Annotated in this window: 1 tRNA gene; it reads right to left on the reverse strand. The window is 43.1% G+C overall.

The window, feature by feature from the left end:
* Nucleotides 1-222 precede the first annotated feature (222 nt).
* Nucleotides 223-298: transfer RNA gene (locus SOM28_RS26285), tRNA-Ala, on the reverse strand.
* Nucleotides 299-394: the final 96 nt, after the last annotated feature.

The following is a 394-nucleotide window of genomic DNA, read 5'->3' on the forward strand; positions in this document are numbered from 1 at the left end:
TATAACGTTGGCCTCTGCATGAGTTACAGAGATCGTCACAGGATTCAAGAGTACAACTATGTTTGCTTGATACAAATTACTACTACCCTCAACGTATGCTGTCGCACACGCTGATAAAACTTTACTTCTTCCAGATTGTTAAAGAACGAAAAAACAGTGATCTCGAAAAGACCAAACCTAAATCTCATCAGTTATTTACTGACGACTTACGTTTGAACTTTTTGGTGGAGGATGACGGGATCGAACCGACGACCCCCTGCTTGCAAAGCAGGTGCTCTCCCAGCTGAGCTAATCCCCCAGTGTGGCCTTTGTCATCTAAAAATGATCCGGCTCTGCCGGGCATTTTAGCTAACGCAGTGTCAAACAAAAGTAGGTTTTTACTTTTGTTTGAAGG

The sequence above is a fragment of the Massilia sp. CFBP9026 genome, assembly GCF_034045165.1.
In the GTDB taxonomy this organism is placed as follows: Bacteria; Pseudomonadota; Gammaproteobacteria; order Burkholderiales; family Burkholderiaceae_D; genus Telluria; species Telluria arenae.